The organism is Bacillus cereus group sp. BfR-BA-01311 (assembly GCF_022664295.1).
GTDB lineage: Bacteria > Bacillota > Bacilli > Bacillales > Bacillaceae_G > Bacillus_A > Bacillus_A cereus.
In genome coordinates, this window is record NZ_JAKUHC010000011.1 from 34,337 (window position 1) to 54,514 (window position 20,178).

Below are 20,178 nucleotides of genomic sequence, written 5' to 3' on the forward strand. Positions count from 1 at the left end.
TCTTTATTTAATCCGTTTTTTGTGAGTCTTTCATTAGTACTGGATAAAGAATAAGACCTAATACGAACAATCCAATTCCTAAGAAGAACGTTTTTAAATCAGCAGTTCCCGTTTTGATAACCCAAATGGAGTATACCAACGCCAATGTAGTAATGATTCCATCTTTTACTCGAGATCCTGGCAGTATATCATACGTTTCTCCTGTAATAACTAATTTTAATTGGTACAAGGTAGAAACAAGGTATGGAATTAAATAGGCTAATGTTGCTACGACGATAGCGAAACTATACGCTTCTGAAACAGTACCAGAAATCGTTGAAAATAAGAAAATTTGCGTCATTACATTTGTAATCAATAATGATTTTGCAGGACTACCTTTTTTATTTGTTTTCCCGAAAAACTTAGGGAAAAGTCCATTTTTTGCTGCCTGGTAAGGTACCTCTGAACTAACAACAATCCAGCCAACTGTAGATCCAAATAAAGATATAAGAGCGAGTAAAGCCATTATATATGCACCTTTATTTCCAATTGCTAAATTTAATGCGTCTACTAATGGTTTTTGAGACTCTTTTAAAGCATCTTGCGGAAGAGCTCCCATTGTAAGTAAAGTAATTGACATGTAAATAAGAAGAGCGATAATTAATCCGAAAATCGTAGCTTTTTTTACATCGCGCTGTGATTTTGCACGATTAGAAAGCATAACTGCTGATTCAATACCGATAAATGCCCAGAGTGTTGCAATAGCAGCTGAATTGATTTGTCCACCTAATGAGATTGATTGTCCTGCTTCATTCATAAAGGTTTGACCGTCTCCGAAATTAGAGGCGTTGAAAATGAATAATGTAATTACAATAAACATTGTAAATCCAATAATTTTTGCAATGGTAGCAAGTAGATTCATATTTCCAGCTCGATCAATATTTTGAGAAAGAATATATTGAATTCCCCAAAGCATAAGGCTACATACGAGGAAAGTTAATCCTTTTCCGAGTTCCAGTGAAAATCCATTTATTGAAAAAAGAATTTGCTTACTTTGTAAAACTGGAAAGAATGTTGATAAATATCCAGCAAAGGAAATAATAACAGATGCTGTTGCAGCCCAGTTAGCAGCCCAATATCCCCATGCCATACTATATCCTGCAACTTTACCAGCTTTTTTTGAAGGAAACATCGCTTGAGCATAGCTTTGTGGTCCAGCTTTTAATTCTGGTTTCCGAATCGCTAAATTTCCAAATACAAGTGCAATCATAAATACGCCAAGGCCTGTAATACTCCATGCGAGTGTAGAACCCATTGGCCCTGATACTTGTGCTAAATTTGCTGGAAGCATAAATACGCCACCGCCAACCATATTCCCGATAACAAATGCTGTTAAAACCCATAATCCCCATTTTTTCGTTTCCATTTTTGTTAACTCCTTTGTAGTAAGTTTTGCTTAAACATCATTTTTTACTAGCTTTTTGACAATAAAAAAAGAGCCATGTAGATAAAAAAATACCTACATGGCTCTTTCGCCAAAGCGTAGGTACAACGGGAATAACCCTTGTACCTACGCGTAATTTTTCCGCTAGGTTTCAAGGGTTACGTATGATGATGATGTTTTTGTGCAAATGTAACTACAGTTGTTGTATAAGTAAGCATAGTTCTTTGCTCCCTTTCTCCTCTGATTTTGAAGTTAGTATACTACATGTTTTTTTGAATGAAAAGAAAAATATAAAAATTTTTATAAAAATACGTTTTAAAGATTAAATATTTACCTATATTTTTCTTGTACTGGAAAATAAGTGAGAGATTGGCAGAAGAGTGAAGCATGTTATAATACATATAGAATTAGAAGGTGACAAGGGGCTATTGTAGATGATGAGTAAGTATGAACAAATTTATACAGAAATCAGTAAATCTATTGATAATAAACAATTAAAAGAGGGATGCAAAATCCCATCAGAAACAGAATTAATGAAGCAGTATGAGGCAAGCCGAGGCACGGTAAGAAAAGCTGTAGATTTACTGCAAGAGCGTGGATATGTGCAAAAAATTCATGGAAAAGGTGTTTTTGTTTTAAAGCGAAAAAATATTGAATTTAATTTTGGCGGTATTGTAAGTTTCCAAGAAGAAAATGAACGTTTAGGACGTCATTGTATTACGGAAGTTGTGGAAATGGACAAAGAAAAAGCCACAAAAGACATTGCGAAATTATTAAATGTAAAAGAAAAAACAGAGATTGACCATATTAAACGTGTACGAAATATTGATGGAGAAAAAGTAATTTTAGATATAAATCATTTTGTATCTGAGTTTATTCCAGGATTAACGAAAGAAATTGCAACTGCATCGATTTATAAATACATCGAGAAAGAGCTTGGGCTACATATTAGTTATTCGCAGAGGGTAATAGAAGTACAGCCATGTACAGAGGATGACAGAAAGTATTTAGATTTAAATGGAACAGACTATGTTGTCGTTGTGAAAAACTTTACACATTTGTATGATGGAAGTCAGTTTGAATATACAGAATCACGCCACCGTTTAGATATTTTTCACTTTTCGGATGTGGCACGCAGGAAGTAAAGAGGTGGAACAAAATATTGTTTCATCTCTTTTTTTTATAAAAAAAACACAAACTCGTATATACGAGTGTTGACTAACTTATATATACGAGTTAATATGTAATTGTAAACGGTATCAAAAAAAGAAAAGAGGGACGGGAATATGGGGAAAGACTATCGTAAAACAGCAGAGGAAGTGTTGCAGTATATTGGTGGGAAAGACAATATTGAACAAGCTGCACATTGTGTGACGAGGCTCCGTATCGCTTTAAAAGATGAAAGTAAAATAGATAATGATAAATTACAGTCTGTTTCATTAGTGAAAGGAGCGTTTCATAACGCTGGTATATTTCAAGTTGTAATTGGTCCAGGGGATGTAGATCGTGTTTACGCTGAATTGATAACGCTTGCAGGTATGAAAGAATCGACTGTAGCGGACGTAAAAGACTCTGGAAATCAGAAGTTAAATCCAGCTCAAAAGTTTGTAAAAATATTTTCGGATGTATTTATGCCGATATTACCAGCGATCGTAACAGCTGGTTTACTAATGGGTATTAACAATCTATTAGGCGCAAAGGACTTATTTTTTGATGGGAAAAATTTATTAGATGTTTATCCAAACTTAGGCGGGCTTTGGGATTTAATTAATATGATGGCCAATACAGCATTCGTATTCTTACCAGCACTTGTCGGTTGGTCAGCAACGAAGCGTTTTGGTGGTAGTCCAATACTAGGGATTGTTATGGGATTAATGCTTGTGCACCCGGCCTTATTAAACGCTTGGGACTATGGAAAAGCAGCGACTGGTTTAGAGGGTCAAAAGATTGAGTACTTCAATATTTTAGGACTATTCCAAATTGAGAAGGTAGGATATCAAGGACAAATTTTACCTGTTTTAGTAGCAGCATTTGTATTAAGTAAAGTGGAAATTTTCTTAAAGAAACATGTACCAAATGCAATTCAATTATTAGTTGTACCAATTACAACAATCGTTGTGACAGGTGTGTTAGCACTAGGAATTATCGGTCCGGTTACACGTCATATTGGAGATTTATTAACAGTAGGATTAGTAGGTGTATATGAAACAGTACCAGTAGTTGGAGCAGTATTATTTGGAGCGTTATATGCACCGCTTGTAATTACAGGTATGCATCATATGTTTATTGCAATTGATTTACAATTGATTGCACAACATGGCGGGACATTTATTTGGCCGATGATCGCTCTTTCTAACATTGCGCAAGGTAGTGCGGCACTTGCGATGTTCTGGATTTCTAAAAATCAAAATGATAAAAGTATGGCATCAACATCAGCCATTTCAGCATACTTCGGTATTACAGAACCAGCGATGTTTGGGGTGAATTTACGAAATAAGTTCCCGTTCTATGCAGCGATTATAGGATCTGCTGTGGCAGCGATATTCATTACATTAAATGGTGTATTAGCGCCTGCTATCGGAATTGGCGGATTGCCAGCATTTATTTCTATCATTCCGAAATCGATTCCAATGTTTATTGTAGGAATGATTATTGCAGTTGTAATCCCGTTTACTTTAACATGGTTATTTGCAAAAAGAGTCAAACAGAAGTAGGAGGAAGTTAAACATGAAGGATTGGCATAAAAGTGTAGTCTATCAAATTTATCCGAAGAGCTTTAATAGTTATTACAATAGAGAAACCGGGGATATAAAAGGTGTTACAGAGAAACTAGATTATTTAAAAGAACTCGGAGTGGATTATATATGGTTAACACCGATATACCAATCACCACAAAATGATAATGGATATGATGTAAGTGATTACTACAGCATTGATCCATCTTACGGAACGATGGAAGAGTTTGAAGAACTTTTAGCAGAAGCGAAAGTACGTAACATTGAGATTATGCTTGATATTGTTGTAAATCATAGTTCGACTGAACATAAGTGGTTTAAAGAAGCGAAGGAAGATAAAAATAGTCCATATCGTAATTACTATATTTGGCGTGATGAAAAAAATAATTGGCAGTCTAAGTTTGGTGGATCTGCTTGGAAATATGATGAGAAGACGGAGCAATATTATTTACATTTATTTGATGAAACACAAGCTGATTTAAATTGGGAAAATGAAAAACTTCGTGAAGAAGTATATGATATGATGCGTTTTTGGCTGGATAAAGGAGTAACAGGATTCCGATTAGATGTCATTAACTTAATTTCAAAAGACCAATGTTTCTTAAACGATGAAGGTAGTACTGCGACAAGTGATGGACGCAAGTATTATACAGATGGTCCGCGTGTTCATGAATATTTACAAGAGATGAACCGAAATGTTTTTGCAGGAAAAGATGTAATTACAGTTGGAGAAATGTCATCTACGACAATTGATAATTGTATTAAATATTCTAATCCTGAGCGTAATGAATTAAGCATGACGTTTAGTTTCCATCATTTAAAAGTAGATTATCCGAATGGTGATAAGTGGACGAAAGCAGAGTTTGATTTTATTAAATTAAAAGAGATTATGTCTAGCTGGCAAATTGAAATGCAAAAGGGCGGAGGATGGAATGCGTTATTTTGGTGTAATCATGACCAGCCTCGCATCGTGTCACGCTTTGGTGATGATGGAAAGTACCGAAACGAATCTGCAAAAATGTTAGCGACAGCCATGCACATGCTGCAAGGAACGCCTTATATTTATCAAGGGGAAGAAATCGGTATGACGAATCCTAAATTTGAGTCCATCGAGCAATATCGTGATGTGGAATCGTTAAATATATACGATATAAAGCTAAAAGAAGGGCTATCAAAAGAAGAGATTATCGGGATTTTAAAGCAAAAATCTCGTGACAACTCTCGCACTCCGATGCAGTGGAATGAAGAGATGAACAGTGGTTTTACAACAAGTACACCTTGGATTTCAGCGGCTGAAAACTTTAAAGAAATAAACGTAGAGAAGGCATTAGAAGATAAAGAGTCCGTATTTTATCATTATAAAAAGTTAATAGAACTTAGGAAAACGTATGATGTAATTACAGAAGGAGAATATGCTATTTTGGATAAAAATGATCCTAAGATTTGGGCATATACTCGTACTACAGAAAGTGAAGTGCTGCTTGTTATAAATAACTTCTATGGAGAAGAAATAACGTACTCTGTACCAGCGCACGTTCAATTAGATGGAATGAAACAAGAAATACTACTGTCGAATTATAAAGATGCTAGCAAGGATATTACAAAACTTAGCTTAAGACCATATGAATCAATTGTGTATCGATATACGAAATAAAAGGTTGTATGCCGCATGGGCATACAACCTTTTATTTTAGGACACCACTGTACAAAATGTTTACCTCTACCTCAGGTTTGAATTTTACTTTTGCATAATCTTTATTCCAATTTTTCTTCTTCCATAAGTCAGGGTGATAGGCGATAAGGTGTCTGCCGATACCGAAAGCATCACAGTTTGCTTTTTGTAACTTTTTTGTTATCTTTTTAGCTTCTTTCGTAAGTTGTGTAGACAATTCTTTATTTAGTTTTTTTCTTTCATCCATTTTGTAAAGATTATCTCTCGGAGCTTCAAGCACTATAACTTTTAGTTGGAGCTTAATGTGAGCATAAACATTTCCTTTTTTATCTGTTGTTATTTTTAAGTCGCGTTTTAACTTTCGATTGCTAATTTCCATTGTTAAATAATCAGATGTTTTCTCTGATTCATCGCTAGTAAGCTTTTGGGTTATACGGGCACTTGTTCCCATTTTTCCAGTTAATAATACGAATAAAACAGATTGTTTCAAAGGTAAATGCCCAGTTAATTTATCATTATTAAATAAAGCTAGACCGTTTGTAATCACTTCTTTTCCTTTTATTTTTATAGAAGGGAGGGTAAAGTCTTTACCGGGATCTAACATTTTTGTAGCAGCTGCTTCTAAAGTTTCTTTTGGAAACACACTCATATCTTCTAAACTTTTCACTTTTTTCTTTAGAAAATCTCCAATTAGTAAATTTCCTACTTTCTTTTTTTCTAGTATCTCGGATGTTTCACCATCTACTGCAATAAGTTTTACTAAAGCAGTTGGGTTTGTTGGGTCCCGAAAGCTGACATCTAAATAAGGTAATATACCTTTTTTTAGGATTTTGGTTCCGAGTAATTGAACGCCATATTTAAAATAGCGAATATTCCCAGTCACATTTTTTTTTAGGGCATCGCTTGTATCCCTTATGTTATGCCCGTTTGCTGAATGTATTTCATTTTCGAATGAAGATTGCTCGCCGCTTGAACTTTTTACGAGTTCAAGCGTTTGCTGAAGTTTATTCTCTTCCGTAATATCATAACCAATGCTATAAGCTAATCTGGCTTCTCTTAATGGCTCTTGATCCCAACAGCCAGAAAGGAGGGAACTAGTACATAATATAAAAAGTAATTTAACTCTTTTTTGGAACATACTGTTCTCCTTTCTTATTTCTTATTACTGAATAAAGTAGAAATAAAAGAGGGAGGACAACGATGAAAATATACGTGAACTTATCAGTGAAAGTTGAAATTACTTTTAATTCTTCAGGTGTATCTATAAATAAGGCTACACTAAAAGCAATAATACCGACGATTGGAACAGCTTTTTTATGATTAGCAAGATTGAATATATGCCCAACTCCGATTGAAGCAGCGCAATAATAACTAGCAATAGAAGCCACAACTGTTATCATCCATATTGGTATGAATAGTAAATCCGTCCGGTCTATAATCCCGATATGTAAGGAGCGTAATAAGTAAGCAACTGGTTCTGGAATAAGCTCGATTTGTTTTGGGCTAAATACGATATAGCAAATCCAAACAGTAAAAGTATAAAAAAGAGTTACAAATCCGTTAGCGATAGAAATTGCCTTCAGTTTTGCCACAGAACTCCCGTTTACTTTTGGGAAAGCGATAAGAATAATTTCAAAACCATACATGGCTGTAATTGTTTCCTTGGATGCTTGAATTATATTCCACCAGCCGGCTTCTGTAATGGGAAAAATATAAGAGAAATCAGCTCGGGAAAGCCCTAGGGCAATTAAAAGAGCCATGGGCAAAATGAGAATAGAAGCCATGACATAAAATCGTACGATGACTTTAAATGTATTATAGGCTATATAGCAGCAAGCTATCGTAAATAGTAAGAGAATTGCGTACCAAGGGGTCGCTTGCAAAACCCACACTTTAATGACATTACAAGCATTTAACATAACTGTCATACCGATAAGAGTAAAATAAAAAACATAAGCAAAGCCTAATAGTTTTCCAAACTTATTACCAAATAGCATACAAACACTTTCATACATATCTGCATCCGGGAATCGTTTTAAGAAAAGCCACATTAGTAAAATAATAAGCTGAATCGCAAGCCCGGCGATGAGCGCGGAAATCCATCCACCACCTTTTGCTATTGGGTGAAGACGGTTAGGTAGAGATAGTATACCGACCCCAATTTGGCATTGAATAACGAAAAAGGTAAATTGAACAAGTGAAATTTTACTTTGCGTGTTTGTCACCGTCCTCATCCTCTCTCGTTACATGTTGGCGCTGCATTTTTTTCGGTTTTGGATCATGTGGTCGTTCCCAAAATGACCAAATTGGTAGTCTTACAAAAGAATCTTTCATATCTTTAATCCGCATTGGTGCAACAGGAGAAAGATATGGTGTATGAAAAGAATGAAGCTGACATAGGTGAACGAAAGTTATAATTAGACCGAATGATATTCCTACATATCCAAATATGGCAGCAAGGAGCATTAATGGAAAACGAAGAATTCGAACAGCTGAACTCATATCGTTTGATGGAACGAGAAAAGATGAGATGGCAGTTAAAGCTACAACGATAATCATCGTATAAGAAACAAGTCCGGCTTTTACAATTGCATCACCAATTACTAAACCGCCTACAATACCGATTGTTTGTCCAACTCTGCTTGGCAAACGAATACCAGCTTCCCGTAATAACTCGAAAATTAGCTCCATTAAGAGAGCTTCAAAAATAGGAGGAAGTGGTACTTTCTCTAATGAAGCTTTAATTGTATACACAAGTTCAAGCGGCAATACATCAGGATGAAAGGCTACGGTTGCGATATATATAGCTGGTAAGAGAAAAGCAATCAAGAAACTCACTAAGCGAATCATTCGGACGAAAGAACCGACAATCCAGCGGTTATTATAATCGTCTGGTGATTGATAGAAGGCAAATAATGTAACAGGAACGATAAGCGCTGTTGGATCTCCATCAGATAAAATAGCAACTCGTCCTTCCATTAAATTTGCTGCGACTCTATCTGGACGCTCTGTATTTAATTGCTGCGGAAATGGTGAGAAAGACGTATCCTCTATAAATTCTTGTATATATCCTGGAGGCATAAGTGCATCTGTCTTAATCGTTTCTAACCTTCTTTTTACTTCTGTAACTAAATCGTCATTCGCTATGTTTTGCATATAAGCAATTGCCACTTTCGTATGCATTTCTTCACCAAGTGTGAAATATTTAATGACGACATGTGGACTTTTTATGAGTTTGCGAATGGAAGCTAAATTGGTTGCTAAGTCTTCTACAAAACCAGTATGCGGTCCACGGACAATTCCTTCATTATCAGGTTCTGCTATATCTCTCTTTAAGGATAGAGCTGTTTCGAAAATACAAAAACTGTCGACGTGTTCATGAAAATATAAGGATTTACCTTGTAATAAAAGCTGCATACCATAATTTAAATTCGTTTCTTTTTTCATATTTAATGTAGAAAAAGCTTTATCTATAGCTAAGTCTGACCGTGTCAATAAAGGCTCAAGAGCTAACTGATGAATTAGATTTGGATCTGCTAAAGATTCGATATATAAGATTATTCCTTTTCCGTTTTGAAAAGGGAGATTTAATTTTTTTATATCATCAGAATGAGAAAGTTTATTTTCAATGTAATTAATGTTCTCCGGAAGTGATGGAAACATATGCTTTTGTTTTTTACTCTCTTGTTGTTCTTTTTTCTCTGTCATAATTTCCACCTCTTTTAAAGTGCAACTGTTTCTGTTAATTTTTGTCGTTTATGAGAAATTTATGCTTGAATTATTTTTTTTAAAGAGGATTGAAAGTTACGTTATATTGTCTTTTGTGCATTATTCAATTTCATAGCAGTACTTCTAACATTTGTGTCGAATTAAGAAGATATATAGGAGGGATATATATGGAAATAGCTGTAGAACGTGTTTTTACGAAAGAGATTTTAAAAAGAGCAGCGGGTTTGTTTCATGTAACCGTAGAAGAAAAGCCACTTGGAGATTTTGAGAATTATATTTTTAAGGCGAAGGGTGATAATGATGAAGGTTACGTATTACGTTTAACACATTCTTCTCATCGTTCTAAACAAGAGGTAGAGGCTGAACTAGATTTTTTACGATATGTTGCGGAGAATGGGGCAAAGGTAGCAGGACCTCTTTATTCAACGTCTCGAAATCTCGTAGAAGAAATCGTAGCAGAGGATGGAACGTTCTTTTTCGCGTCTTTATTTACATATGCAAAAGGCGAGCAAGTAAAAGAGGAAGGATCACCTTATTGGGGAGATGCTTATTTTGAAGCATGGGGAAAAGCGATTGGGCAACTGCATCGCCTAACAATGAACTATCCTAAAACGAATCATCGTGATACGTGGGAAGAAGACGAAAGTGGGATTATTAATGAATTAGAAGATGATCAAGTGAAAAAGATTGCAGCGGTATTAATGGATGAAATAAAAAGTCTTCCAATTGAAAGAGAAACATTTGGCCTTATGCACGGTGACATTCATCCAGGTAATTTTCATTATGATGGTAAAGAGCTAACAATCTTTGATTTTGATGATGCGGCTTATAATTACTTTATACATGATTTAGCGATGGTTCTATACTACTCTGTTCTATTTAAACCGTGGACAGCGGAAGAGAAGACAGACTTTGCCCGTAAACAGCTACAAGTGTTACGGAAAGGCTATGAGTATGAGCACAGACTGGCGGATAGTTGGTATGAATCATTACCACTATTTTTACGTTTGCGTGACATAGGTCTATACGGCACACTCCAAAAGAAGTTTAAGGGGAAAGATATGCCAGATAACTTCCAAAAATTATCTGAAGAATTATATGAAAGAATTATAAGCGAAGAAGCAATTGTGAATATATAATACATTTTGTTCAAAACAAAGTATACAAAATAAATGTATACTTTGTTTTTTTATACAAAAATATGTTTGTTTTATTAAAATAATATTGTCATAGATTCGGTATACATTTATAATTTTTATATATTCTGAATATTCTTGATAAAAAGGAGGGGGAATATTGGAAGCTTTCGTAAATTGGTTAAATAATATTGTTTGGAGTCCAGCACTTGTTTATTTATGTTTAGGAGTAGGTTTATATTTTTCCATTCGAACGAAGTTTTTACAAGTAAGGCATGTAGGAGAGATGGTGAAGCTGACATTTCAAGGTGAAAAATCAGAGGCTGGTGTTTCTTCATTCCAAGCGTTAGCACTTTCTTTATCAGGGCGCGTTGGGACAGGGAATATCGCTGGGGTAGCTACAGCGGTTGCCTTCGGTGGACCAGGGGCTGTATTTTGGATGTGGGCAGTAGCCTTTTTAGGAGCAGGTTCTGCTTATGTAGAATCGACATTAGCACAAATATATAAGACGAAACACCAAGGACAGTTCCGAGGTGGTCCTGCTTATTACATCGAAAAAGGTTTAGGAGTTAAATGGTATGCTTTAGTATTCGTTGCAGCGACAATTCTTGCAACAGGGCTTTTACTACCAGGTGTGCAAGCAAATAGTATTGCTGTAAGTTTAGAAACAGCTTTTGGAATTAACACTACATTATCAGGGGCTTTATTAGTTGTTGTATTAGCTCTTATCATCTTCGGTGGAGTAAAGCGAATCGTTAACGTTGCACAAGTTGTCGTACCGTTTATGGCAGTTGGTTATATTTTAGTAGCTTGTGTTATTGTCGCTATGAATATTGAAAAATTGCCAGAAGCATTTATGTTAATTATAAGAAGTGCTTTTGCATTAGAAGCGGCTTTCGGTGGTATTATCGGTTTAGCAATTTCTTGGGGAGTAAAGCGTGGTATTTATTCCAATGAAGCAGGGCAAGGAACTGGACCACATGCAGCAGCAGCAGCTGAAGTATCACATCCAGCTAAGCAAGGCTTAGTGCAAGCATTTTCCGTTTACATTGATACATTATTTGTTTGTTCAGCAACAGCATTTATGATGATTATTACAGGCATGTATAACGTATTTGATGCAAGCGGAAAAAACTTTATCGTAAATAAATTAAATGGTGCACAGCCAGGACCGGGATATACACAGGCAGCAGTAGAATCTGTTTTCCCTGGATTTGGAAACGGTTTCGTTGCAATCTCGTTACTATTCTTTGCATTTACAACAATTATGGCATATTACTACATTGCAGAAACGAATATAGCGTACTTAAATCGTGATAAAGATCGTCCTTGGTTGTCTATGGTATTAAAATTTGTATTCTTAGGAGCTGTATTCTACGGCTGTATAAAAACAGCAGCAACGGCTTGGGCTTTAGGCGATATTGGGGTAGGAATTATGGCATGGGTAAATATCATTGCGATTTTACTATTACAAAAACCTGCATTAGTCGCATTAAAGGATTATGAAAAACAGAAAAAAGAAGGAAAAGATCCAGTATTCGATCCAGGGCCATTAGGAATTAAAAATGCTGATTTTTGGGAGCATGAATACGGGAAAGATAAGAAAGAAGAAGTATCTTAACAGAATAGAAATGAAGAAGCAAAGGGGAAACTCTTTGCTTTTTTTTATGGACAAATTGAAGCTAAAAGTTATTTTTGGGACTATTTTTGAATATAAAAAGAATGTACATGCATTGTTAGGGGAAGGGGGAGTATGTTGATAGAATTTCGTAATGTAAATAAATATTATGGTAACTTTCAAGTTTTGAAAAATATTAATGTGCAAGTGAAAAAAGGCGAAGTGGTAGTAGTTGTGGGGCCTTCAGGATCAGGAAAAAGTACATTGCTTCGATGTATAAATCAATTAGAGGCAATTACAGAGGGAGAATTAATTGTACAAAATACAGAGGTACACAATAAAAAAACGGACATGAATGAATTGCGGCGAAATATTGGGATGGTCTTTCAACATTTTTATTTATATCCACATAAAACGGTTCTTCAAAATATTACATTAGCACCTATTAAAGTAAATAAAGTTTCCAAAGAAGAAGCAGAGAAAACAGCAATGTTTTATTTAGAGAAAGTAGGAATTCCAGAGAAGGCTAACGTATATCCACATCAATTATCCGGAGGACAACAGCAACGGGTGGCAATTGCTAGAGGACTTGCAATGCAGCCGGAAATTATGCTATTCGATGAGCCTACGTCTGCTCTTGATCCAGAGATGATTGGAGAGGTACTTGATGTTATGAAAGCACTGGCTAAAGAAGGGATGACAATGGTCGTTGTCACGCATGAAATGGGATTTGCTAGAGAGGTAGCAGATAGGATCTTATTTATGGATGATGGTCAAATTATTGAAGATACAACACCGGCGAACTTTTTTGCAAACCCTGAACAAGAAAGAGCTCGTTTATTTTTAAGTCGGGTGCTAAATCATTAGAGGAGGAATTTCATGCTTAAAATGAAAAAGTTATTTACTTTAATCGTATTTTCATGTTTATTCGTGCTTGTTGTTGCTGGATGCGGAAGTAAGAAAGATGAGGCAAAGGAAACAAATACGAAGCAAGGCGGGGCTGCTGAGCAAATTAAGAAACGAGGGAAATTAGTAGTTGGGGTGAAGAATGATACGAATTTATTTGGATTGAAAAATCCTTCAACAGGGCAGGTAGAAGGATTCGATGTTGATGTCGCGAAGGCACTGGCGAAAAAGATTCTTGGAGATGAAAAGAAGCTAGAGCTGAAAGAAGTAACGTCTAAAACACGTATTCCAATGCTGAAAAATGGTGATATTGATGCAATTATTGCAACAATGACAATTACGGAAGAACGCAAAAAAGAAGTGGATTTTTCAGATGTATATTTTAAAGCAGGACAATCGTTACTTGTGAAAAAAGGAAGCAATATTAAGAGCGTCGATGATATAAAACAAGGCGTTAAAGTATTAGCTGTAAAAGGATCAACATCTACAAATAACATTCGTCAAAAGTCACCAGAAGCGACTGTATTAGAGTTTGAAAATTATAGTGAGGCATTTACAGCGTTAAAGGCAGGTAAAGGTGATGTGTTAACGACAGATAATGCGATCCTTTACGGAATGGCAAAACAAGATTCTAATTATGAAGTAGTAGGAAAAATTTTCACAGATGAACCGTATGGAATTGCAGTGCAAAAAGGGGCAGATGATTTAACGAAAGAGATTAATACTTTAATTAAAGACATGAAAGCAAGCGGGGAGTATGACAAATTATATGAGAAGTGGGTTGGACAAAAACCAGAAAAGTAGATAGTAAAAGTGAGAGGATGAGAGTACTCATCCTCTTCTTGTAAAGAAAGAGGGGAGAATATGTGCCTGATTTTTCTATATTAACGAATAACATTGATATGTATTTAGAAGGGTTTAAATATACAGTTATGTCTAGTGTAATTGCATTGATAGGTAGTTTTATTTTAGGAGTAATTTTGGCAGTAATGCGTATTGCACCTATTCGCATTTTAAATTGGATAGGATCAGCTTTTGTGGAGTTTGTAAGAAATATTCCACTTGTATTAATTGCATTTATATTCTATTTTGCTTTACCTGTAATAGGAATTACTTTAAATGGTTTTGTAGCAGGAACAGTTACGCTTACGGTATATACGGCAGCTTTTATTGCAGAAGTAATTCGCGCTGGTATTTTATCAGTTGCGAAAGGGCAGATGGAAGCTGCTCGCTCTTCAGGGCTAACGTATGTGCAGGCGATGTATTATGTTGTCTTACCCCAAGCAGTGAAAATTGTAATTCCCCCTTTAGGAAACCAGTTTCTCAATTTAGTTAAAAACTCTTCAATACTTGGAATTATTGCTGGTGCTGATTTAATGTATCAAGGAGATTTAATTTCAACGAAGACGTTTGTTACGTTTGATGTTTATATATTTGTCGGGATGTTTTATTTAATATTAACAATTCCGCTCAGTATGCTAGTGCGTTATTTAGAAAAACGCTTGGCAAAGGAGGCGGTGTAAATGGATTTCAAGGGAGCAATTACAGGAGATCATATTCTATTTTTATTAAAAGGATTACTTATAACATTAGAGGTAGCGCTCATAGCAATTGTACTTAGTTTTATTATTGGAAGTGTAATCGGTATATTGCGCTACACGAAAATACCTGTCGTCTCACAAGTATTAGGAGTTATAGTTGAAGTGATTCGAAACTTACCACTACTGTTAATTATATTTTTCACGTATTTTGCACTTCCAGAAGCAGGCTTGAAATTAGAAATTATAACAGCTGCAATTGTTGCTTTAACAATATTTGAGGCAGCAATGATATCTGAAATTGTTAGAAGTGGTCTATTGTCTATTGAAAAAGGGCAGGTTGAAGCTGCAAGATCTTCGGGATTAACGTATGTTCAAGCGCTTTGGCATATTATTTTGCCACAAGCATTAAGGAGAATGGTTCCGCCGCTTGTCAGTCAATTTATTTCATTGCTGAAGGATACGTCGCTAGCGGTTGTTATATCACTCCCTGAGCTTATGCATAATGCTCAAATTATTAGCGGGCAAAATGTGAATTACATGATTCCGACGTTTATAGTAGTAGCTTGTATGTACTTTATCGTAAATTATAGTTTATCAATTTTATCGAGAAGATTAGAACTCCGTTGACTCTTACAATATATGTAAGGGTTTTTCCTTGTTTCTCCTTATTTTCCTCTAAATAGAATCTAAATCTTGCAATAATTCGATTTTTATATTGTTTTATCAGAAAAGTTTTAATTTTATATAGAAAATGTAATCGCTTTCGTGTATATTTTTATTATCAGAAAATTTTAACAGGATATAGGGGTATGGTAGGGGGAGGATTTAGATGCAGCAACCAACGAATGAGAAATTACATCGTACGATGAAGAGTAGACATTTATTTATGATCGCACTTGGTGGTGTAATCGGAACTGGTTTCTTCTTAGGTTCAGGTTACACCATTAATCAGGCTGGACCAGGGGGAGCCATCCTTTCATATTTAGTAGGCGGATTTATTATGTATTTAACAATGCTTTGTCTTGGAGAGTTAACGGTAGCGATGCCGGTTTCAGGATCTTTCCAAAAGTATGCGACGAAGTTTATTGGACCAGGAACGGGCTTTATGATTGGCTGGTTATACTGGCTCGGCTGGGCAGTAACAGTGGGTCTAGAATTAACGTCAATCGGTTTAATGATGAAAAGATGGTTTCCAAATGTTGATGTTTGGGTATGGTGCCTTGTATTCGGCGTTATTTTATATGCTTCAAACGCAATTTCGGCGAAAAGTTATGCTGAATTAGAATTTTGGTTCTCTAGTATTAAAGTAATTACAATTCTTGCATTTGTTGTGCTTGGTGGTAGTGCATTATTAGGATTTATATCATATGACGGAAAAGAAGCAGCACCTCTTTTCTCTAACTTTGTAAGCGATGGTGGACTTTTCCCGAATGGACTAGCTGCCGTATTACTTACAATGATTACAGTTAACTTCTCGTTCCAAGGAACAGAGTTAATCGGAATTGCAGCGGGAGAAAGTGAAAATCCAGAAAAAACAATTCCACGTGCGATTCGTAATACAGTATGGCGCATTATGTTATTCTTCATTTTAACAATGACGATTTTAGTAGGATTAATTTCTTGGAAAGAAGCAGGCGTAATTGAAAGTCCATTCGTAGTCGTATTTGATAAAATTGGTATTCCATACGCAGCTGATATTATGAACTTCGTTATTATTACTGCGTTATTATCTGTAGCGAACTCTGGATTATATGCAGCGACGCGTATACTATGGTCACTTGCAAATGAGGGAATGGCACCAACTTCCTTCCAGAAAGTAAATAAGCGTGGTATTCCAATTACAGCGCTAGTCGTAACGATTGCGGTAGCTGGATTATCTCTATTCACAAGTTTCCTTGCAGAAGATACAGTATACATGTATTTATTATCGATAGCTGGTTTATCGGCTGTTTCAAGTTGGATCATTATTGCTCTATCGCAACTTCGCTTTAGAAGTCAGTATATAAAAGGCGGAGGAAAGTTAGAGGACTTAAAGTATAGAACACCACTATACCCAATTGTCCCGATTTTAGCCTTAATTACAAATAGCATTGTTGTTATTAGTTTAGCGTTTATTCCTGAACAAAGAATGGCGTTATACTGTGGTATTCCATTTATCATTTTCTGCTATATATATTATTATATTAGTAAGAAACGGCAGAAACCGATGAAAGTGGAGATGGAAAAAACAAATGAAACTAACAATCAAACATGATGATATAGAAGCAGATTTATCGTATGGTCAATTAGCGATTGGAAAAGAAAACGGGTATTCACCGTTACAATTACTCATTTCTTCTATCGCAGGATGTAGTGCAATTGTCTTTCGAACAATTTTAGAAAAGAAACGTATTACATATGATACGTTTACAATCGAAACTGAAATTGGTAGAAGTGAAGCTTTATCGAAGCCAGTTGAAAGTGTTCATTTGCACTATAAAATTAAAGCAGAAAACATTACAGAAGAGCAGCTGGACAAGGCGCTGCAACTTGCAGTGAAAAATTGTACGATTGTTCAATCTGTAAAAGATAGTATAAAGGTTACGGAAACAATTGAATTAATAAAGTGAAACTGTAATCAGTGGGAGTGTTTATCCCCCACTGATTACTAGTGGAACCAATCAGGCTTTTACGGGCAGTTGATCTCCTATTTCACTTCTTTGCTTTACAGCAGAATTTTGAGATAGGGATCTTACTGCCCGTTAATGCGGGATAAAATGAAACATAAAAACGTGAGAATACGGCTCTCACGTTTTTATGTTTTTAATAAAGGGAGAAAGTATGATGGAATGTTTAGGTTGTAAATTAGCAAATGAAGAGGAGAAAATATATAAAATATATGAAGATGACTATGTAACATGTTTTTTAGATCATGAACCTTTCTATACAGGACATACTTTAATTGTGCCAAAGCAACATGTTGTAGAAGTAGACGAATTAGATGATGTTGTAGCAAAATCCATTATGGATGCTTCTAAGCTGATTGCAAAAGCGATTAAGGTATTATATAAACCTGACGGAATTACGATTTGTCAAAATGGTGGAATCTTTAATGAACTTACGCACTATCATATGCATGTTGTACCGAGATATAAAGAGCGTTCATTTGCTGAGTTTTATATGGTACAATCGGGAGAAAAACAGAATCATAACTTTGAAGAGACAAAGCATTTGTTAAAAGAAGCGATAGAGCAAATAATACATATTGAAAAGGTGTAAAAGAATTTTTCTTAGAGATACAGTCAGGAAAATTCTAATATTAAAAAGCCCAATTTCTCAGTTAAAATAGAGAAATTGGGCTTTTATTTATTCTATTATTAAATTTTATCTATAAAAAGATTTTACAGTGTCACAAAGTATAGCGCTCATTCGTTATATAGAGTGAGAGGAGGAATTATATGAAAGTTACAAACAACGATTATGAAAAGATGGAAGAGCTATATGAGTTGTATGAACAAAAGATTTATTATGTAGCGTATTCTATTTTAAATAATATTCAGCAGGCTGAAGATTCGGTTCAAGAGACGTTTATTACTCTTTATAAGAACTTGGAAAAGCTCCATAGCTTGAGTACTGAAGAGCTTAAACGCTACATTTTGAGGGTTGCGAAAAACAAGGCGATTGATAGCTACCGGAAAAATAGACGACATGAAACATTTTTAGAAGAATATGAAAGAGAATCAACAGAAACAGTAGATGAAAATATTGAAGAGTGGGAAAAACGTGTAATGTCCGAGTTTCAAATTGATGCATTGTTAAAAGAGTTAAATGAGTCTAATAGACAGGTGTTTAAGTATAAAGTCTTCTATAACTTAACGTATCAAGAAATTTCAAGTGTCATGGGGATAACGGAGGCCAATGTCCGCAAGCAGTTTGAGCGTGCTCGAAAACGAGTCCAAAATATGATAGGAGGTATACAACATGACGAATTCAAAGAACTCCAAAGAAATATATGAACTTGCTGAAAAAATTGCTTTAGATGATTTTGATAAACTCGAAGAACAACATGAATTTTCACATACATATACGCGCAAAAAGAAATTGTTTATGGAAGAAATGAAGCTGAGAGGCGAGCGACCACAGAAAAAGCGTAAAAGACATCGTATGTTAATCGCTGCTGCCTGTTTATTAATTGGTATGCCAACAACTGTTTTTGGTGCAGTAAAAGTCTATAATATGATTGTTCAAAAACAAAATTACGAAGTAAATGTTTCCTTAACAAATAAGGATTCGAAAAAGAGTGATCAGTGGTATAAGTTGAAGATTGGTAAATTGCCAGAAAATATGGAAGCGATTGATGACTCTGCTATGAAATATTCATTTAAAGATAACTACGCAAAGGGTGGATTTTCATTCATTCTTTGGAGAGTAGGAAAAGATTCGAATTTTAAAACACTGTACTCAAAAAGCTACGAAGAGAAAGAGATAAATGGCAAGAAAGCAGTGATTGTCAATAAAGAAAATGGAAACAACAATTTAGCGTTTAACAGAGAGGTCTTTCTCTTTTTTGAGAAAGAGGGGATCATGTTACAAAGTTATATTGGAAACGATATAAACGAAGAACAAATGGTGGATGTGTTAGGGAACATTTCCTTTGAGCCTACCTCAAAAGAAAAGGCATCACATATAACAGATTATGATAAAAAGTATTTTAGCGAAGAAAGTAAGCCTAAAAAAACTAAAGTGATTCCTTTGAAAAAAGATAGTAAACGACTATTTCATATAGGACAAAAGGTTCCAGTAACGATTATCATGGATAACAGTAAAATTGAATATATGATAGAAAAAGTTGAAGTTTTTGATTCAATCAAAGATTTTAAGCAAGAAAACTTTAATGAAACGGGATTAGAGAGACTAAGCGAGAATCAAGCTTTGGATCCAGTAGGACAATTGATACCATACAGACGGGATGAATATAAATTTGGAAATGGTAAAGATTCGATTGATCAATTAGTAGAGTCAAAATTAATTCAGCCTAAATTTGTCTACTTGACAACAACAGTGAAAAATATAGGTAAACAGAAAACAAAAGAAATCTATATGCATCCATCCATACAAGTGCTTAAAAGTAAGGGGAATGTATGGAATTACGCTGAAAGAGCTGGAATTACGGAAAAAAATATTATGACGGGCGAAGTTGATTATTTAGAACCTCACGGAGACGGGAAAAGCTTTTATAATATTGGCAGTATCACACCAGGACAAACGGTAAAGGTTAACTTAGGTTATTTTGTAGATGAGGATAAACTAGATTCAATCTTCCTGGATGCTTTCCATTACAGTGGGTCTAGTGGCACTGAGAATATGAATGAGAAAAACCGTTGGTGGTTCGATATTCGTCAACAGTCAAAATAATAGAGACAAATCGACGAAAAAAGC

18 protein-coding genes are annotated in these 20,178 nt (G+C 35.2%); 14 read left to right on the forward strand and 4 right to left on the reverse strand.

Features of this window, described 5'->3' with window-relative positions; translation table 11 throughout:
- Nucleotides 1–7 precede the first annotated feature (7 nt).
- Nucleotides 8–1,405 (reverse strand): amino acid permease, encoded by a 1,398-nt coding sequence (locus MR136_RS21590; RefSeq protein WP_000448441.1) that lies wholly within the window; start codon nt 1,403–1,405, stop codon nt 8–10.
- A gap of 452 nt (nt 1,406–1,857) precedes the next feature.
- Between MR136_RS21590 and treR the strand changes: the two genes are divergently transcribed.
- The 3 genes from treR to treC all read left to right on the forward strand — a co-directional run bounded on the left by treR (nt 1,858) and on the right by treC (nt 5,812).
- Nucleotides 1,858–2,568, forward strand: a complete 711-nt coding sequence (gene treR / locus MR136_RS21595) for a trehalose operon repressor (protein ID WP_000987240.1) — start codon at nt 1,858–1,860, stop codon at nt 2,566–2,568.
- Between the two features lie 141 nt (nt 2,569–2,709).
- Entirely contained in the window at nt 2,710–4,137 is a 1,428-nt protein-coding gene (gene treP, locus MR136_RS21600; RefSeq protein WP_000513942.1) for a PTS system trehalose-specific EIIBC component, read from the forward strand.
- 13 nt (nt 4,138–4,150) lie between these two features.
- Complete coding sequence (treC, locus tag MR136_RS21605) at nt 4,151–5,812, forward strand: alpha,alpha-phosphotrehalase (protein ID WP_017673734.1); 1,662 nt, start codon at nt 4,151–4,153, stop codon at nt 5,810–5,812.
- A 31-nt stretch (nt 5,813–5,843) separates the two neighbouring features.
- Here the strand turns inward: treC and gerKC are convergent, their stop codons facing one another.
- From gerKC to gerKA, 3 genes are read right to left on the reverse strand one after another with little or no spacing between them, the layout of a single operon-like run.
- Nucleotides 5,844–6,968 carry a spore germination protein GerKC gene (gene gerKC, locus MR136_RS21610; RefSeq protein ID WP_242259590.1) on the reverse strand — a complete coding sequence of 375 codons (1,125 nt, stop codon included), beginning with the start codon at nt 6,966–6,968 and terminating at the stop codon, nt 5,844–5,846.
- A complete protein-coding gene (locus MR136_RS21615) occupies nt 6,949–8,055 on the reverse strand; it encodes a GerAB/ArcD/ProY family transporter (protein WP_000185789.1) in 1,107 nt (368 codons plus the stop codon). The genes gerKC and MR136_RS21615 overlap by 20 nt, the downstream gene beginning before the upstream one ends.
- Entirely contained in the window at nt 8,036–9,538 is a 1,503-nt protein-coding gene (gene gerKA / locus MR136_RS21620) for a spore germination protein GerKA (protein WP_017673733.1), read from the reverse strand. The genes MR136_RS21615 and gerKA overlap by 20 nt, the downstream gene beginning before the upstream one ends.
- Before the next feature lie 188 nt (nt 9,539–9,726).
- Here gerKA and MR136_RS21625 point away from each other — a divergent pair, with 188 nt between their 5' ends.
- The 11 genes from MR136_RS21625 to MR136_RS21675 all read left to right on the forward strand — a co-directional run bounded on the left by MR136_RS21625 (nt 9,727) and on the right by MR136_RS21675 (nt 20,154).
- Complete coding sequence (locus tag MR136_RS21625; RefSeq protein ID WP_088338215.1) at nt 9,727–10,698, forward strand: phosphotransferase enzyme family protein; 972 nt, start codon at nt 9,727–9,729, stop codon at nt 10,696–10,698.
- Between the two features lie 157 nt (nt 10,699–10,855).
- Complete coding sequence (locus tag MR136_RS21630; RefSeq protein ID WP_000387155.1) at nt 10,856–12,316, forward strand: alanine/glycine:cation symporter family protein; 1,461 nt, start codon at nt 10,856–10,858, stop codon at nt 12,314–12,316.
- 135 nt (nt 12,317–12,451) lie between these two features.
- Nucleotides 12,452–13,180: an amino acid ABC transporter ATP-binding protein gene (locus MR136_RS21635; RefSeq protein WP_002179629.1), complete on the forward strand. Its 729-nt coding sequence runs from the start codon at nt 12,452–12,454 to the stop codon at nt 13,178–13,180.
- A 12-nt stretch (nt 13,181–13,192) separates the two neighbouring features.
- Entirely contained in the window at nt 13,193–14,023 is an 831-nt protein-coding gene (gene glnH, locus MR136_RS21640) for a glutamine ABC transporter substrate-binding protein GlnH (RefSeq protein WP_242259591.1), read from the forward strand.
- 62 nt (nt 14,024–14,085) lie between these two features.
- Entirely contained in the window at nt 14,086–14,742 is a 657-nt protein-coding gene (locus MR136_RS21645) for an amino acid ABC transporter permease (RefSeq protein WP_001112667.1), read from the forward strand.
- Nucleotides 14,743–15,387 (forward strand): amino acid ABC transporter permease, encoded by a 645-nt coding sequence (locus tag MR136_RS21650; protein WP_000345960.1) that lies wholly within the window; start codon nt 14,743–14,745, stop codon nt 15,385–15,387.
- Between the two features lie 202 nt (nt 15,388–15,589).
- Nucleotides 15,590–17,014: an amino acid permease gene (locus tag MR136_RS21655; RefSeq protein WP_001187096.1), complete on the forward strand. Its 1,425-nt coding sequence runs from the start codon at nt 15,590–15,592 to the stop codon at nt 17,012–17,014.
- On the forward strand, nt 16,992–17,369 hold the full coding sequence (locus MR136_RS21660) for an OsmC family protein (protein WP_000778831.1): 378 nt from the start codon (nt 16,992–16,994) through the stop codon (nt 17,367–17,369). The genes MR136_RS21655 and MR136_RS21660 overlap by 23 nt, the downstream gene beginning before the upstream one ends.
- Nucleotides 17,370–17,556: 187 nt before the next feature.
- The gene (locus MR136_RS21665; protein WP_128809301.1) at nt 17,557–18,018 is read left to right on the forward strand and encodes an HIT family protein; all 462 of its coding nucleotides are present in this window, start codon (nt 17,557–17,559) and stop codon (nt 18,016–18,018) included.
- Nucleotides 18,019–18,197: 179 nt separating this feature from the next.
- A complete protein-coding gene (locus MR136_RS21670; RefSeq protein WP_017673730.1) occupies nt 18,198–18,755 on the forward strand; it encodes an RNA polymerase sigma factor in 558 nt (185 codons plus the stop codon).
- Nucleotides 18,721–20,154 (forward strand): DUF4367 domain-containing protein, encoded by a 1,434-nt coding sequence (locus MR136_RS21675; protein WP_017673729.1) that lies wholly within the window; start codon nt 18,721–18,723, stop codon nt 20,152–20,154. Before MR136_RS21670 ends, MR136_RS21675 begins: the two co-directional genes overlap by 35 nt.
- The last annotated feature ends 24 nt before the right edge of the window (nt 20,155–20,178 follow it).

Excerpts from the sequence above, each read along its gene's own strand:
- MR136_RS21590 (WP_000448441.1), bottom strand. The coding sequence starts at position 1,405 with ATGGAAACGAAAAAATGGGGATTATGGGTTTTAACAGCATTTGTTATC.
- treR (WP_000987240.1), top strand. The coding sequence starts at position 1,858 with ATGATGAGTAAGTATGAACAAATTTATACAGAAATCAGTAAATCTATT.
- treP (WP_000513942.1), top strand. The coding sequence starts at position 2,710 with ATGGGGAAAGACTATCGTAAAACAGCAGAGGAAGTGTTGCAGTATATT.
- treC (WP_017673734.1), top strand. The coding sequence starts at position 4,151 with ATGAAGGATTGGCATAAAAGTGTAGTCTATCAAATTTATCCGAAGAGC.
- gerKC (WP_242259590.1), bottom strand. The coding sequence starts at position 6,968 with ATGTTCCAAAAAAGAGTTAAATTACTTTTTATATTATGTACTAGTTCC.
- gerKA (WP_017673733.1), bottom strand. The coding sequence starts at position 9,538 with ATGACAGAGAAAAAAGAACAACAAGAGAGTAAAAAACAAAAGCATATG.
- MR136_RS21625 (WP_088338215.1), top strand. The coding sequence starts at position 9,727 with ATGGAAATAGCTGTAGAACGTGTTTTTACGAAAGAGATTTTAAAAAGA.
- glnH (WP_242259591.1), top strand. The coding sequence starts at position 13,193 with ATGCTTAAAATGAAAAAGTTATTTACTTTAATCGTATTTTCATGTTTA.
- MR136_RS21650 (WP_000345960.1), top strand. The coding sequence starts at position 14,743 with ATGGATTTCAAGGGAGCAATTACAGGAGATCATATTCTATTTTTATTA.
- MR136_RS21655 (WP_001187096.1), top strand. The coding sequence starts at position 15,590 with ATGCAGCAACCAACGAATGAGAAATTACATCGTACGATGAAGAGTAGA.
- MR136_RS21660 (WP_000778831.1), top strand. The coding sequence starts at position 16,992 with ATGAAACTAACAATCAAACATGATGATATAGAAGCAGATTTATCGTAT.
- MR136_RS21665 (WP_128809301.1), top strand. The coding sequence starts at position 17,557 with ATGTTTTTAATAAAGGGAGAAAGTATGATGGAATGTTTAGGTTGTAAA.
- MR136_RS21670 (WP_017673730.1), top strand. The coding sequence starts at position 18,198 with ATGAAAGTTACAAACAACGATTATGAAAAGATGGAAGAGCTATATGAG.
- MR136_RS21675 (WP_017673729.1), top strand. The coding sequence starts at position 18,721 with ATGACGAATTCAAAGAACTCCAAAGAAATATATGAACTTGCTGAAAAA.